14 protein-coding genes are annotated in these 12,810 nt (G+C 72.0%); 8 read left to right on the forward strand and 6 right to left on the reverse strand.

Going from position 1 to position 12,810, the window contains the following annotated elements:
- Window positions 1-5 precede the first annotated feature (5 nt).
- From O7633_RS00125 to O7633_RS00140, 4 genes are read left to right on the forward strand one after another with little or no spacing between them, the layout of a single operon-like run.
- Window positions 6-1,085, forward strand: a complete 1,080-nt coding sequence (locus tag O7633_RS00125; RefSeq protein WP_282325239.1) for a BMP family ABC transporter substrate-binding protein — start codon at window positions 6-8, stop codon at window positions 1,083-1,085.
- A 36-nt stretch (window positions 1,086-1,121) separates the two neighbouring features.
- Window positions 1,122-2,711, forward strand: coding sequence for an ABC transporter ATP-binding protein (locus tag O7633_RS00130; RefSeq protein ID WP_282325240.1), 1,590 nt, complete (start codon window positions 1,122-1,124; stop codon window positions 2,709-2,711).
- The gene (locus tag O7633_RS00135; protein WP_282325241.1) at window positions 2,711-3,928 is read left to right on the forward strand and encodes an ABC transporter permease; all 1,218 of its coding nucleotides are present in this window, start codon (window positions 2,711-2,713) and stop codon (window positions 3,926-3,928) included. Before O7633_RS00130 ends, O7633_RS00135 begins: the two co-directional genes overlap by 1 nt.
- Window positions 3,925-4,839 carry an ABC transporter permease gene (locus O7633_RS00140; protein WP_282325242.1) on the forward strand — a complete coding sequence of 305 codons (915 nt, stop codon included), beginning with the start codon at window positions 3,925-3,927 and terminating at the stop codon, window positions 4,837-4,839. Before O7633_RS00135 ends, O7633_RS00140 begins: the two co-directional genes overlap by 4 nt.
- Window positions 4,840-4,921: 82 nt before the next feature.
- On the opposite strand, the gene O7633_RS00145 is transcribed toward O7633_RS00140, so the two are convergent.
- The 3 genes from O7633_RS00145 to O7633_RS00155 all read right to left on the reverse strand — a co-directional run bounded on the left by O7633_RS00145 (window position 4,922) and on the right by O7633_RS00155 (window position 7,161).
- Window positions 4,922-5,146 (reverse strand): hypothetical protein, encoded by a 225-nt coding sequence (locus O7633_RS00145; protein WP_077937497.1) that lies wholly within the window; start codon window positions 5,144-5,146, stop codon window positions 4,922-4,924.
- Window positions 5,147-5,252: 106 nt separating this feature from the next.
- A complete protein-coding gene (locus O7633_RS00150) occupies window positions 5,253-6,350 on the reverse strand; it encodes a sporulation protein (protein WP_282325243.1) in 1,098 nt (365 codons plus the stop codon).
- 226 nt (window positions 6,351-6,576) lie between these two features.
- Window positions 6,577-7,161, reverse strand: coding sequence for a TetR/AcrR family transcriptional regulator (locus tag O7633_RS00155; protein WP_282325244.1), 585 nt, complete (start codon window positions 7,159-7,161; stop codon window positions 6,577-6,579).
- Window positions 7,162-7,241: 80 nt separating this feature from the next.
- On the opposite strand from O7633_RS00155, the gene O7633_RS00160 reads away from it, so the two are divergent.
- Both O7633_RS00160 and O7633_RS00165 read left to right on the forward strand, forming a co-directional pair.
- Window positions 7,242-8,093, forward strand: coding sequence for an SDR family NAD(P)-dependent oxidoreductase (locus O7633_RS00160; RefSeq protein WP_282325245.1), 852 nt, complete (start codon window positions 7,242-7,244; stop codon window positions 8,091-8,093).
- Between the two features lie 53 nt (window positions 8,094-8,146).
- Window positions 8,147-8,341: a helix-hairpin-helix domain-containing protein gene (locus O7633_RS00165; RefSeq protein WP_282325246.1), complete on the forward strand. Its 195-nt coding sequence runs from the start codon at window positions 8,147-8,149 to the stop codon at window positions 8,339-8,341.
- 56 nt (window positions 8,342-8,397) lie between these two features.
- Here the strand turns inward: O7633_RS00165 and O7633_RS00170 are convergent, their stop codons facing one another.
- Both O7633_RS00170 and O7633_RS00175 read right to left on the reverse strand, forming a co-directional pair.
- Window positions 8,398-8,976, reverse strand: a complete 579-nt coding sequence (locus O7633_RS00170) for an HD domain-containing protein (RefSeq protein WP_282325247.1) — start codon at window positions 8,974-8,976, stop codon at window positions 8,398-8,400.
- Window positions 8,973-10,103, reverse strand: coding sequence for a helix-turn-helix transcriptional regulator (locus O7633_RS00175; protein ID WP_282325248.1), 1,131 nt, complete (start codon window positions 10,101-10,103; stop codon window positions 8,973-8,975). The genes O7633_RS00170 and O7633_RS00175 overlap by 4 nt, the downstream gene beginning before the upstream one ends.
- Window positions 10,104-10,298: 195 nt before the next feature.
- Between O7633_RS00175 and O7633_RS00180 the strand changes: the two genes are divergently transcribed.
- Window positions 10,299-11,504: a helix-turn-helix domain-containing protein gene (locus tag O7633_RS00180; RefSeq protein WP_282325249.1), complete on the forward strand. Its 1,206-nt coding sequence runs from the start codon at window positions 10,299-10,301 to the stop codon at window positions 11,502-11,504.
- 2 nt (window positions 11,505-11,506) lie between these two features.
- On the forward strand, window positions 11,507-11,746 hold the full coding sequence (locus O7633_RS00185) for a hypothetical protein (protein ID WP_282325250.1): 240 nt from the start codon (window positions 11,507-11,509) through the stop codon (window positions 11,744-11,746).
- Window positions 11,747-11,821: 75 nt separating this feature from the next.
- Here the strand turns inward: O7633_RS00185 and O7633_RS00190 are convergent, their stop codons facing one another.
- On the reverse strand, window positions 11,822-12,802 hold the full coding sequence (locus O7633_RS00190) for a phosphotransferase (protein ID WP_282325251.1): 981 nt from the start codon (window positions 12,800-12,802) through the stop codon (window positions 11,822-11,824).
- Between the last annotated feature and the right edge of the window lie 8 nt (window positions 12,803-12,810).

Raw genomic sequence — 12,810 nt, forward strand, 5'->3', positions numbered from 1 at the left:
GCACCATGACACTTCGTACCGCGAAGGGCCCGGCGGCGGTGCTCGCCGGAGCCCTGGCGTTCGCGCTGGTCGGCTGCGCGAGCAACGACGCGTCCGCGCCCTCGGCGGGGGGAACCGCCAGCGGCGGGACCACCCAGGCCGGGCAGCCCGACGTCAACGGCGACGGCAAGGTCGTCATCGGGGTGCTCAGCCCCGGCGACATCAACGACAACGGCTACTACGAGAGCTTCGTCATCGGCGCCGAGAAGTTCGCCACCGAGAAGGGCTGGCAGGTCATCAAGCGCGGCAGCGTCCCGGCCACCGAGGCGCTCGGCGCCGCGCGGGCGCTGTGCCAGCAGGGCGTGGACATGGTCGCCCTCGGCGCGTCCGAGCTCAAGGACGCCATCCCCGCCTCCGAGGAGCCGGTCTGCGCGAAGACCGCCTGGTACGTGCCGTCGTCGGAGAACGTCCCGCAGACCCCGCGCACCGTCATCTCCAGCGACGACCCCAGCCAGAGCATGCTGGCCGCCGGCTACGCCACCGGCCTGCTGATGGAGCAGAAGAAGGCCACCAAGGCCGGCTTCGTCACCGGCATGGAGGCCGACTTCTCCGTCAACGCCGCCAAGGCGTTCAAGGCCGGCATCCGCATGGTCGTGCCCAGCGCCGAGCTGGTCACCACCTACACCGGTGACTTCAACGACTCGGCCAAGGCCCGGGAGGCCGTGCAGGCGCAGCTCAGCCAGGGCGTGAAGGTCATCTACCCGTACCTGGGCGGGGCCACCGACGCCGCCGCCAAGCTCGCCGCCGACGGCGGGGCCATCACCCTGACCCCCGGCACCGACCGCTGCGACTCGACCGACCCGCGCTTCGACGTCTCGGTCATCTTCGACCCGGGCGCGTACTTCGCCGCCGCCCTGGAGCTGTTCGCCAAGGGCGAGATGCAGCTCGGCACCACCAAGGTGTGGCACCTCGGCAAGGACGCGTACCCGACGGTCAAGATCTGCTCCCCCACCGCCGAGCAGACCCAGAAGATGGACGCCTTCATCGCCGACGTGGGCGCCGACAAGATCGACACCAAGGCGGAAGTCGCCAAGCTCGGCTCCTGACCCCTGCCGCTCGACGACCAACGAGGTGGACGGACTGTGAACGTTGACGACCAGCTGACGCCGGCTATCACCCTGCGCGGGGTCAGCAAGCGTTACGGTCCGGTTGTCGCCTGCGACGCCGTGGATCTCGCCGTACGGCCCGGCGAGATCCACGGCCTCCTCGGCGAGAACGGGGCCGGGAAGTCGACCCTGATGAAGATCCTGCTCGGGCTGGTGCACCGGGACGCCGGCACCATCCTGCGCGGCACCGAACCGATCGAGATCGACAGCCCGCAGGTCGCCGCCGACCTCGGGCTGGGCATGGTCCACCAGCACTTCAGCCTGATCGAGCCGCTCACCGTCTGGGAGAACGTCATCCTCGGCGACACCGGGCGGGTCGACCGGGCGGCGGCCTGCGCCCAGGTCGAGCAGGTCGCCAAGCGCTACGGGCTGCCGATCGACCCGCTCGCCCGGGTCGACCGGCTCTCCGCCGGGGAACGGCAGCGCGTCGAGCTGATCAAGTGCCTGCGGCGCGACCCGTCCGTGCTGATCCTCGACGAGCCGACCTCCGTGCTCACCCAGGCCGAGTCGGCCGAGCTGTTCACGGTGCTGCGCCGGGTCGTGCAGGCCGAGAACCGCGCCGTCATCCTGATCAGCCACAAGCTCGCCGAGATCATGGCCGCCACCGACCGGGTGACCGTGCTGCGGCGCGGCGCGGTGGCGTTCCACGGCACGACGGCGGACACCACCGCCCAGGAGCTCGCCCGGCAGATGGTCGGCCGCGACGTGTCGCTGCGCGCCGAGGGCGCGGCCCTGGGCCTGCTGCCCGTCGAGCCCCAGGGCCCGGCCGGCGCGCCGCCCCCCGCCGCCCCCGCCGGGGCGGACCCGGCGGCGGACCCCGCCACGCCGGCCGCGCTGCGGCTGCGCGGGGTGACCCTGCGCGTCGGCGGTCTGCCCGTCCTCGACGACCTGCACCTCGACGTCGCCCCCGGCGAGATCGTCGGCCTCTACGGCGTCGAGGGCAACGGCCAGGCCACCCTCGGCGAGCTGCTGTCCGGGCTGCTGGTCCCCGACGACGGCGCCGTCGAGGTCGGCGCCCGCCCCGTCGACCTGACCCGGCCGGGCGCCCTGCACGAGGCCGGCCTCGGCATCGTCCCCGAGGACCGGCACCACTCCGGGGTGGTGCTCGACATGAGCGTGGCGGAGAACCTCGTCATGAAGTCCCTCGCCGGGGTCTGCACGCGCGGGGTGCTCAGCCGGCGACGGATGCACCGCATCGCCCGCCGGCAGATGGCCGAGTTCAACATCGTGGCACCCTCGCCGGACACCCCGCTGCGCAGCCTCTCCGGCGGCAACCAGCAGCGGGTGGTGCTGGCCCGGGAGCTGTCCGCCGGCCCGAAGGCGCTGGTCGCCGCCCAGCCCACCCACGGGCTCGACGTCGGCGCGATCGAAGACATGTACGTGCGGCTGCGGCAGGCCGCCGCGGAAGGAGTGGCCGTGTTGCTGATCTCCACCGAGCTGGAGGAGGTGATGGCCCTGGCCGACCGGATCGCGGTGATCTCCTCCGGCCGGATCGTCGGGGTCCTCCCCACCGCCGAGGCCACCGCGGAGCGCCTCGGCATGCTGGTCGGCGGGGTGGCGCACTGATGGCCGCCACCACCGTCGCCGCGCCGCCCGCCGGCCCGAGCGGCCCCGACGCCACCGGCCGCCGGCTGCTGCGCCGGCTCAACCCGGGCGTCGGCGGCTGGCAGGTGGCCGCCGCCACGGCGGCCACCGTGGCCGTCGCCCTCGCCCTGTCCGCCCTGCTGATCGCCGTCACCGGCGGCTCACCGACGGCCTCCGCCAAGGCCATGTACCAGGGCAGCATGGCCAGCCCCGCCGCCTGGAGCACCTCCCTGCTGTACGTCGCGCCGCTGCTGCTGGTCGCCGTCGGCGCCTGCGTCAGCGCCCGCTCCGGCTTCTTCAACATCGGCCAGGAGGGGCAGGTGCTGATCGGGGCGCTGTTCGGCGCGTGGGCCGGGCTGCGCCTGGCGCTGCCCGGACCGCTGCTCGTCGTCACCGTGCTCGCCGCCGCGGGAGTCGGCGCGGGCGCGTGGGCCGGGCTCAGCGCCCTGATGTACCGCTTCCGCGGCGTCAACGTCGTGGTCAGCACGATGCTGATGACCTTCCTGGCCCAGCAGCTCGTGTCGTTCGCGGTGAACACCCCGTGGCTGCTCCAGGAGTCCCGGCTGGGCCGGGGCACCCTGTCCCCGCAGTCCAACCCGCTGCCCGAGGGCGCCCGGATCGACTCCCTCGGGGAGTACCCGAACCTCCAGATCAACGGCGGGCTCGTCCTGGCCGTCGTCGTCGCGGTCGTGTTCAGCCTCGCGCTGGCGCGTACCCGATGGGGGTTCCGGCTCACGATGACCGGCCTCAGCCCGGCGGCGGCCCGGCACGCCGGCGTGCGCGTCGGCGCCCTCGGCGGGATGGCGCTGGCCATCTCCGGCGGCCTCGCCGGCCTGGCCGGGGCGCTGCTGCTGGCCAGCCCCGTCGGCACCAACCGGCTCCAGCCCGGCATGTCCCTCAACATCGGCTGGGACGGCCTGCTGGTCGCCCTGGTCGCCCGGAACAACCCGCTGCTGGCCGTCCCCGTCGCGGTGCTGTTCGGCGTGCTCCGGGCCGGGGGCAGCTTCCTGGCCGCCACCGGGGTGCCGCCGTTCCTCGTCGACGTGGTCAAGGCGCTGCTGGTGCTGGCGTTCGTCGCGCCGCCGGTGGTGATCGGCATGCTGCGCAAACGCCGCCGCGCCGATGGGCCGGCGACCACCACGTCCGCCACCGACCCGGCCGTGAGCAAGCAGGACGCTATGGAAGGCAGTCTGGCATGAGCGCCGCCGACAACATCGCCACCATCCTCTCCAGCGGGGCCCGGCTCACCGTCCCCCTGGCCTTCGCCGCCTGCGGCGAGTACGTGGCCCAGCGCGCCGGCACCCTGAACATCTCCGTCGAGGCGATGATGCTCGGTGCCGCGTTCGGGTCGATCGCCGTGGCCAGCGCCACCGGCAGCGCCACCATCGGCCTGGCCGCCGGCGCGTTCGTCGGCGTGGCCGTGGCGTTCGTGCACGGCAACCTGTCGCACCGGGTGCAGATCAACACGTTCGTCGTCGGCCTGGTCCTCAACGCCCTCGTGCTGGGCCTGACCAGCTACCTGATCACGGTGAGCACCTTCACCGGGCACCAGGTGTGGCAGGTGAGCGTGCCGGTGCTGCGGGACATCCCGATCGTCGGCCCGATGCTGTTCGTCCAACGCTGGCCGGTGTACCTGCTGCTGGCGGTGATCCCGCTGACCTGGTGGCTGGTGCAGCGCAGCCGGTGGGGGCTGGAGCTGCGGGCCGTCGGGGAGAACCCGCAGGCCGCCGACGTGAGCGGGATCCACGTCAACCTCCGCCGCCGGCAGGCGCTGCTGTGGTGCGGGCTGCTCGCCGGGCTCGGCGGCGCGTACCTGGCCGTCGGCGAGGTCGGCTCGTTCAACCAGAACATGACCGCCGGGCGCGGCTACCTGGTCATCGCGGCCGTGATCTTCGGCGCCTGGCGGCTCGGCCGCACGCTGGTCGGCTGCGTCGTCTTCGGCCTCGCCGACGCGATGCGGCTGGCGCTGCCGGCGCTCGGGGTCACCATGAACTCGCAGCTGCTGATCGCCGCGCCGTACCTGCTGGCGCTGCTGGCGATGCTGGTGTTCGCCACCGCGCACCGCGAACCCCGGGCGCTGGCCCAGCCGTTCCAACGCGGCACCACCTGACCCCGGCGGCAGCGAAACGGACGGGTGCCCGGTGCGCCGAGAACGCCTCTCGGAGCACCGGGCACCCGTCGTGGTGCTCGTGCTACTTCGTGGTGCCGGTCAGCGCGACCAGGGCGTTGGCGGTGCGGAAGTAGGGGTTGCGGCCGAGGTCGCCGACGGTGGTGATGTTGAAGGCGTCCTTGAGCAGCTTCGCGTCGCCGTCGCTGACCCCGGCGAGGGCGGACACCGGGGCGTCGACGATCTCGGTGAGGGTCTTGTCCTGGTAGGCCTTGTCGACCAGCTTGGTGAGGTCGGCGGTGACGGGCATGCACACTCCTTCGATACTCCGGCCGGACAATCCGGCTGGATGCGGACAAACCTGACGAATTAGATCATGGAACGGCGCGAGGATCCACAGTGGACCCGCCGGCGGCTCACTCCTCGTCGCCGCCGTCGTCGTCCTCGTCGTCGCCGAAGACCTCGTCGGCGATCATGCCGCCGGCGAAGCCGAGCGCCGCGCCGCCGACCACCCCCGCGACGACGCCGCCCATGCCGGGCCCGTCGTGCCGCTCGTGGTGCTCCTCCTTGTAGTGGCCCCCCGGATGCCCGTAGCCGGGCGCGCCGTAGGCGGGCTGTCCGTAACCCGGTGCGCCGTAACCGGGCTGTCCGTAGCCGGGTGCGCCGTAGCCGGGCGGCGGGGGCGGCGGCGGGTAGCCGGGCGCCCCGTAGCCCGGGACGGGCGGGGCGTAGCCGTGGCCGGCGTGCGGGCTCCGGTGGCCGTCGAGGACCTGGCGGACCCAGGCGTCGACCTGCGCGGCCCAGTCGCCGTGCTCGGCGCCGCCGTGGGCGACGTGATGACGGCCGTACGCGTCGTGGCCGCCACCGAACAGGCCGCCGCGCTTGTCGAACTCCAGCACGACGTCGACGCCGTGCTCGTTGGCGACGAAGGTCAGCTCGACCTCGTTGACGGCGTGGGCGTACTGCGGGGCCGCGAAGTATTCGATCTCCTGGTAGAAGGGCAGCGTCTGGTGCAGCCCGGAGATGTGCCCGCGTTCGAGGTCGGCGGCCTTGAACTGGAAGCCGAGCCGGCCGAACGCCTCCAGGATGCGCTCCTGCGCCGGCAGCGGGTGCACGTACACCGGGTCGAGGTCGCCCTTGTCGACCGCGCCGCGGACGGCCACCTCGGTGCGCAGGCCCATCGTCATGCCGTGCAGGTGCTGCCCGTACAGGTCGGTCACCGGGGTCTCCCACGGCATCGCCACCTGGAACGGCAGGGAGAGGTGCTGCCCCTCCCGCAGGTGCAGGCCCCCGGCGACCTGGACGCGGTGGAACTCGACGAGCGCGTCGTACTCCTCCTCCGCGCCGTCGACCTCCACCCGGGTGACCAGGCCGACGGTGATGTGGTCGATCTCCACGTCGTGACTGCCGCCGGTCAGGTTCACCTGCCCGCCGAGCAACAACCCCGGGCGGGTGTTCGGGTTGGACAGGACGGTGTCGACGCTGGGGCCACCCACCCCGAACGCGCCTAACATCTTTTTGAACACTCCGAGCGTCTCCCTTGACAGCCACCACGCGCGTCACTCGGATTCGGTGGAACCTGCACCGGGAACCCTTGTGCCGCAACGGATTCAGCGGCGTCCATGGTGGAAGCCGCTGCGCCGGGAAAGTACCAACTCAACCTGAGAGGTAGCTGAGTGTATCCATCCGCTTAACCTTCGGTAGGGTTGCGTGGGTTGGCGTGCCTGCCCTTGTTTCTGCCTACGCGAGTGGATGCACGGCAGCCATGCTCGTGTCGAGCAGCGCGCCGAGGTCGGCGTGTTCGTCGGGCGACAGCCACTGGGCCTGCGCCGCGTGGAGGCAGGCGATCGCCGAGGCGGCAAGGGCCTGCGCGCGCAACGAGGCGTCGCCGCCGTCGGCTGGCAGCCGGGGCTTGAGGGCCGCGGCGATCTCGCTCTGCCACACGGCGTCCTTGCCCTGTCGGATGCTGGGGCGTTCGAGCATGAGCCGGCCGAGGGCCTTGGCGTTCGGGTCCCTGCCGGCCTGTTCGAGCAGCGGGTCGAAGGCGCGACGGAGGGCGTCCCAGGGCGATTCGCCCGAGGGTCGCCCGGTGAGGGCCTCGGCGACCGCCCGGCCGGTGCAGGCGAGGGCCTCGGCGAGCGCCTCGTCCTTGCTGGCGAAGTAGCGGAAGTAGCTGCGGCGGGAGATGCCCGCCGCCTGGGCGATCTCCTCGACCGTCGTCGCCTCGAAGCCCTGGCTCAGGAACACGCCCAGCGCCGCATCGACGATCTCCGCGCGCACGGCCCGCCGGGCCCGGTCCCGAAGCGACAGGTCTCCTTCACTCACCCCGCCATGCTACCCTTGCGTGCCGTTGGTGGCACTGGAGTGCCACAAATGACATGCGAGAGGCAGTGGGGGTGGGGCGAATGACCGGACGGACGATCGTCGTCACGGGTGGGTCCGACGGGATCGGAGCCGAGGCGGCCCGGCAGATCGCGCGCGCCAGACCCGAGCACCGACTCGTCATCGTGGGGCGATCCGCGCAGAAGACAGCGGCCGTCGCCCGCGAGGTCGCCGCGGCGGCCCAGTTCACCGCGGACTACACGCGGCTCGACGACGTGCGTCGGCTGGCCGCGGACATCCGGGGCTCGGTCGACCGCATCGACGCGCTGGCGAACAACGCCGGCGGCATCTTCGGCGAGCGCACCGTGACCGTGGACGGCAACGAGAAGACGTTCCAGGTCAACCTCCTCGCGCCGTTCCTGCTCACGCATCTGCTCCTGGAGCCGCTGTGCGCCGGGGACGGCATTGTGGTCAACACGTCGAGCGCCTCGGCGCGGATCGTGGGAAAGGTCGACGTCGACGACCTCAACCATGAGCAGACGTACGCGCCGATGCGCGCCTATGGCGATGCGAAGCTCGCGAACATCCTGTTCTCCCGCGGCCTGCACACCCGTTACCGGTCGACAGGAGTCAATGCCGTCGCGTTCGATCCCGGCAACGTCCGCACCGGCTTCGGGGCGGAGAACGACGGCCTCCTCACCCGGCTGCTCTACCGAACCCCGCTGTCGCGGCTGGCGTTGATTCCACCGGAGAAGGGCGGCGCGAACCTCGCGCACTTCCTCACCGGGACCCCCGGCGTCGACTGGGAGCCGGGACTCTTCTATTCCCAGCGGAAGCCCGCGAGGCCATGGCAGACCAACAGGCAGGTCAACGACGAAGCCCTCATCGACCGGTTCTGGCACCGGGCCGCCCAACTCGCCGGAGTGGAGCCCTGAGCCCAGCCCGGAGAACGCGCCACCCGTGCTGACCTCCCCGTAGGATCGACGGCATGACCTCCGCCCTCGACGCCCTCCCGCGGATCGGGGCACCAGCGACGCGGGCCCTGAACAACGCCGGCTATACGACCCTGCGCGACCTGGCCGGGGTGCCCCGCGCCGAGCTGGCCAGGCTGCACGGCATGGGGCCGAAGGCGCTCGGGATTATCCAGCGCTCCCTGGAAGAGCACGACCTCAGGCTGGGGTAGGGGGCACCCCCGCAGCGGCGGTACGGGGAGAGGAACCCGCCGCCGAGCAAGAGCCGCTACTCCGGCCCTGCCGGAGGTGTGAGCCAGGCCAGAGGCTGTCCGGTCAGCGCGGCATCGGCGAGCCGGTGTGCGGAGTTGGTCCGGAGTGCCGCGCGGCTGCTGTCGATCCAGCGTTGGACGTTGTCGATGCCTTGGTGGCGGTATTCGACGGCTTGGACGAGGCATTCGAGTTTGTCGGCGTCGCGGGCGACGATGGCGTCGAGGGTTTCGCCGGCTTCGTACTCGGTGACGGCGGCGGTGATGGTGTCGGTGACGGCGGGTGGGCAGTCGGCGATCTGGTCTGCGGTGATGGTGGTGTTGGGGGTGGCAGCCAGGTAGCGCTTGGCGATGTGGGGCAGGTCGGTGGTGCGGGTTTCCTGGGTGTCGTGCAGGACGCAGAGCATGGTGACGCGGGCGGGGTCGGCCCCTTCCATGGCGGCGAGGATCATGCCGATGAGGGCGGTGCGGTGGGAGTGCTCGGCGATGGTCTCGGGGTGCTTGACCCCGGCGAACCACCAGCCGGTGCGGGCGGCGCGTTTGAGGACGCCGGCCTCGAAGATGAACCTCATCGCGGCGGCGTGCTGATCCTCGCTCATCTACCCGTCCCTGTGCCGGTGATGCCCTCTGTCCGCAGGCTGTAGACGATAGAGGTTAGTTCCTGGCGGGACTGCGCCGAGATCCGGTCGCTGTCGAGAACGGCGACGGCACGGTGGGCTAGGGCTCGTCCGATGGCTGGGTGATCGTGGACGAGCCCGCGTCGGGCGGTGAGCAGGGCCCACAGGTTGTGGGTGTTGAGGTCGATGAACGGGTGCTCGGCGTTGAGGCGCTCGACCAGGTGCCGCAGGAGGCGGTTGCCGCGCCAATCGTCGATGGTGGCAGGCATGAAGGTGTCGTCGGGTTGGCGGTAAGGAATCTCGCCGACCCAGTACGCCGAGTAGTTGAGGGCCGCGCGCTGGCAGGCATCGTCGGGGTGTGCGCGGGCGATGAAGTCCCGGAGCGGCTCGGGGTTTCCTTGGTTGGCCAGGGATGTGACGACGGAGCGGGCATCGGGCCACAGCGGTGACCAGGTATGAAAGGCGGTCATCCCTAGCGCCTTCCGAGCGCTGCTCTCGGCAAGCCAGTCAGCGGAGGAGCCTGTGGGGTCCATGCCCGCGAGGAAGCACGCCTGCCGGTGCAGCAGCAGGTTGGAGTGGCCCCGGGCTGTGGAGCGCTCGGCCAGGACATGCAGGCTCGCGAAGAAGGCTCGCTGTTCCGCTGTCGGCAGGGTGGGGCCGGTGGCGACGGGGCCGCGCCGACGGTGGGGAGTCGGCAGGCTTCTGATGAAGGTGGGTGTCTGGCCGAGAACCGCCCAGAGGATCAGGTCGGTCAGCCGGTGGGTGAGCACCGTGCAGCCGAGGGGTTGCGCGCTGAGGTCTGTCCGCTCGATCTTCGGGCCGACCAGGGCGGCGAGGACGGCGTCGGCCTCGACGGCGTCCGTGACGGCGTCGAGGAGTATCGGATGTGCGCCGAGGCTGCCGAGCTGGTGCCGGATTCTGACGGCCTGGCCGAACGGGACGGCGAGGAACGGCCGCCGACCTGACTCCCAACTCTGGACGGTCGCACGGTCGACGCCGAGTTTCACACTGAGCTGTTCCTGGGTCAGGGGGATGGATTCCCGGATCAGCTTCAGCAGGTAGCCGGTCACGTCGCCGCGAGTCGGGGCGGATCGTTGGAACGGTGCCATCGCTATCCCTACGGTGACCGGCAGTCGAGGTTTCCCGTCGCAGACAGCGACGTGGGTGACTCCTGACCAGCTCATTCGTACTGCGGGTGAGTACCACGCGCGTCGTCGCGATCGTAGCGTCACGGTTACCGAATGTGCCAGTTCTGATCTCGTGCGTGCGGGTCTGATCTTTGCTGAGGAAGGGGGAGGCGCCGGATGACCTCCACTCCACCAGAGGTTCTGCCGGTCGGGCGGCGGGTGGCGTACTGGCGGGGGCGGCGGAGGCTGTCGCAGCAGGTGTTCGCCGACCGGTTGGGGAAGTCGAAGAGCTGGGTGGACAAGGTCGAGCGGGGTGTCCGCGCGCTGGACCGGGTGTCGACCCTCCAGGAGATCGCCACGGTCCTGCGAATCGACGCGGCAGTCCTGCTCGGTCGCCACATTCAGCCCGCGCAGGTGATCGAGCGGGATGTGGCGGTCGAGCGGATCCGGGCCGCGTTGTCCCGGTACGAGGTTCCCCTCGGCCGCGCGGCGGGCGGGCGGCCGGTGTTGCCGGCCGTTCAGGTGGCCCGGCAGGTGACGCACGCCTGGATCACCTTTCAGCACGCCCGCTACCTGCGGGTGGCCGAGCTGTTGCCGGAGCTGCTGGCCGACGTGGAACGCGCCCACGCCGCTGACCCGGTGGCGGGTCGGGTGCCGTTGGTGGAGGCGTACCGGCTCGCGGCATCGCTGCTGGTGAAGCTGGGCGCCCCGGACCTGGCGTGGCTGGCCGTCGACCGGGCGATGACCGCTGCCACGGGCGACCGGCTGCTGGTGGCCGTCGCAGCGGTGCAACTCGGCCAGGCGCTGCGCGCGTCAGGGCAGGGTCGGGAGGCGAGGTCGGCGATGCTGGCCGCCGCCTACCGGATCGCCCCACCGGTGGTCGAGTTCGGCCTGCCCCCGGAGTTGTCGCTGTGTGGGACGCTGCTCGTCCAGGCGGCGCTGGCCGCCGCAGGGGACGGCGACGCTGCGGCGGCCGATCTGCTGGACGAGGCCGCTACCTTGGCCGCCCGGGTCGGTGACGGGCACGACCACCACCGCACCGGGTTCGGGCCTACGGCGGTGGAGCTGGCCCGGGCCGCCTCAGCGGTGGAGTCGGGCGACGGTGGGGAGGCCGTGGCCTGGCACGAGAAGACGACCGCGCGGGACGGCTGGCGGTGGCTGCCCGTCGAACACCGCGCCGCGCATCTGCTCGACACCGCCCGCGCGTACCTCCAGACCGGCGACCCGATCGACGCCGGCCGGGTCCTGCTGGAGGCCGACCGGATCGCGCCGGCCGAGATCCGCCACCGACCCGCCGGCCGCGACGTCCTCGCCCAGGTCGTCCGCGACCCGACCGCCCCGGAGATGCTCGTCCACCTCGCCGCCACCATCGGGGTGGGCTGAGGGTGACCGCCCCGTTCCTGTCCCTGGCCCAGATCCGCAACCGGCTCATCCTCACCGCCCGCTGGGTCCTACGCGACCACCAACCCACCCCCGACGGCCACTGCCCGATTTGCCGAACAGCGGACTGCCCGGTGGCCGCCGCCGCCCGCGACGTCCTCCGCGCCGCCACGGAAGTGCACCTGTGGGACACGGCAAATCAACCCGCCGAATGCGACCGGGACGACACGTCGTCGCCCGGATGACGGTCAACCACACCCGATCTGGCCGGCTCGCCGAGAGTTCGGCACCGAGTGGTGAAGGTCTGTCCGGGACCGTGCTCAGGGTTGCGGCAGTCGGCGCAGCGCGGACGCTCCCCAGCCGGTCGGGTCCTCGCCGGGCGGCACCATCGCGAGGGCCTGCCAGAGCAGCAGGACGTCCCACCAGCCCGACTCCGCCGGGGTCAGCGGGTGCACGGCCTGGTAGCCGGCGAGGAACTGGGCCTGGACCTCAGGTGGCACCGGCCCCCAGTCGTGGTAGCGGGTGCCGAGCAGGACCGTCGCGCGGGCCAGGTCGACGAGCCGGTGGTCGTGCCGGGCTTCCTCGAAGTCGAGGACCGCCGTGATCTCGCCGTCGGCGCACAGGACGTTGGCGGAGCGGAAGTCGAAGTGGACGAGTTGCCGTGGCAGCCGGTCGGGTGGCGCGCCGGCGACCAGTCCGCGCAGCGCGTCGCGGGCCGCCACGGGCAGCGGCGCGGCGCGGGTGTCGAGCCATTCGGTGATCTGCTGTGTCAACGGTGGGGACGCCACGGTGGGCGTGGTGAACCGCTCGGCGTGTGGGTATGCGGCGAGCGCATCCTGGAGCCGGGCCAGGACGGCGCCGGCCGCCCGCACCTGACCGGGGTCGGTGGTGTCGAGAAGGTCGCCCTCGATCACCCGTTGCAGGCCCAGCGAGACACCGTCGGCCTCGACCTGAAGCCGGCCGTCCCGGGTGGGAAACGGCGCCGAGAGCGGCAGGCCCCGGCCGTCGAGCCAGCTCGTGAGTCGGGCCACCTCGGCCAGGCGCGGGAAACGGCCGGGCAGCACCGACCACTTCGCGAGCCGCCGACCGGACGGCGTGTCGACCCACGCCAGCGCGTTGCCGTCGCTCAGCACGATCCGCTCGCAGGAGTCGACGCGGACGCCCCAGTGTTCGTCCAGGACGTCGGCGACCCAGCGGCCCGCCGACCGCGCGTCGCCGAAGCCGAACCTTGCGTCGAGCGCCTGGTGCGGATCGTGCGCCTCCCACAGCATCTCCACCACCGGCGCCTGCGATCCGCTCATGCGGCACA

This window comes from Micromonospora sp. WMMD712, from assembly GCF_029581295.1.
GTDB lineage: Bacteria > Actinomycetota > Actinomycetes > Mycobacteriales > Micromonosporaceae > Micromonospora > Micromonospora carbonacea.